Source organism: Nocardiopsis nanhaiensis (genome assembly GCF_054778635.1).
Map to the genome: position 1 here is coordinate 1 of NZ_BAAGZJ010000182.1, position 1,423 is coordinate 1,423.

Annotated in this window: 1 protein-coding gene; it reads left to right on the forward strand. The window is 68.1% G+C overall.

The features are described from left to right. The first annotated feature begins 57 nt into the window (after nt 1–57). Complete coding sequence (locus ACYVD1_RS34660) at nt 58–1,299, forward strand: IS701 family transposase (RefSeq protein ID WP_460778708.1); 1,242 nt, start codon at nt 58–60, stop codon at nt 1,297–1,299. Nucleotides 1,300–1,423: the final 124 nt, after the last annotated feature.

Genomic DNA, 1,423 nt, shown 5'->3' on the forward strand with positions numbered 1-1,423 from the left:
CTAGTAGTACTTTGTTAAGTTCCTGATTTTTCAGCGTGGCTCCGCCATGATGGACGGGTGGACCTGGATGCTGTGGAAGAACTCCGCGAGGACCTCGACGCTTTCTGCGCCGAGGTCTTCGCCTCCATCCCTCGCCGTGATAGCCGTCAGCGGGGCGAGTGTTACCTGCGCGGACTGATGCTGGACGGACGCCGTAAGTCCATCCAACCCATGGCCGAACGGCTGCCTGACGGCAACATGCAGGCACTGCAGCAGTTCGTGGCCTCCTCCCCCTGGGAGCACACCCCGGTCCGACGTCGGATCGCCACCAAGGTGAGCCAGGCCATCAACCCCGATGCGTGGGTGATCGACGACACCTCCTTTCCCAAGGCCGGGAACCAGTCGGCGGGGGCGGTGCGCCAGTGGTGCGGTGCTCTGGGCAAGAAGTCGCTGTGCCAGGTGGGGGTGAGCCTGCACGCGGTCACCGACGCCGCCTCGGTGCCCTTGGACTGGCGGTTGTTCCTGCCCAAGGAGTGGGCTGATCCGGCCGATGCCCGCCGAGCCAAGACCGGCATCCCCCAAGGGGTGGGGCATCGGGAGAAGTGGCGGCTGGCCCTGGACATGATCGATGCGGCCCGCTCCTGGGGGCTCCAGGACCAGGTCGTGGTGGCCGACGCCGGGTACGGGCAAAACCACGCTTTCCGCGAGGGGCTGGCCGAGCGCGGTTTGGACTACGTGGTCGCGGTGCGTGAAGACGTCAACGCCCACCCCGGCCAGGCGGTGCCCCACCTGCCTGAACGGCCCAGGGGCAGGGGACGCCCGCCGCAGCCGCGCTACCGCACCGCGGCCCGTTCGCTCAAGGAGCTGGCACTGGAACAGGGGCGCGGCGCGTTGCGGCGGTGCACTTGGCGGCAGGGGTCCCGCGGATCGATGCGGGGCCGGTTCCTGGTCATGGCGGTGCGTCCGGCCGGGGTGGCCGCGACCAAGGCGGCACGTGTGCGTGCTGGCGGCTCCCGGGGGTGGGACGGGGTGCTACCGCCCGAGACGCTGATCGCTGAGTGGCCGCCCCACCACGAAGCTCCGACCGATTACTGGCTGTCCAGTCTGCCCGCGGACACCGTGTTGCGGTCCCTGGTGCGCTTGGCCAAGATCCGGTGGCGGATCGAGCACGACTACCGCGAGCTCAAGCACGGGCTCGGGTTGGATCACTACGAGGGCCGGACCTGGCGGGGCTGGCACCACCACGTCACCCTGGTCACCGCTGCCCAAGCCTTCCTCACGCTGCGAAGACTCGACCCAAAAAGGTCGACGTCGGTCTGAGTCTGTACCAGGTCCTGGAGGTGCTCCAGGGGGTGCTGCTGTGCTGGACCGGCGTGTGTTCCACCTGTCACCGGCCGCTCGCACAGCAGCACCCACCCGACACGAGTTAACAAAGTACTACTAG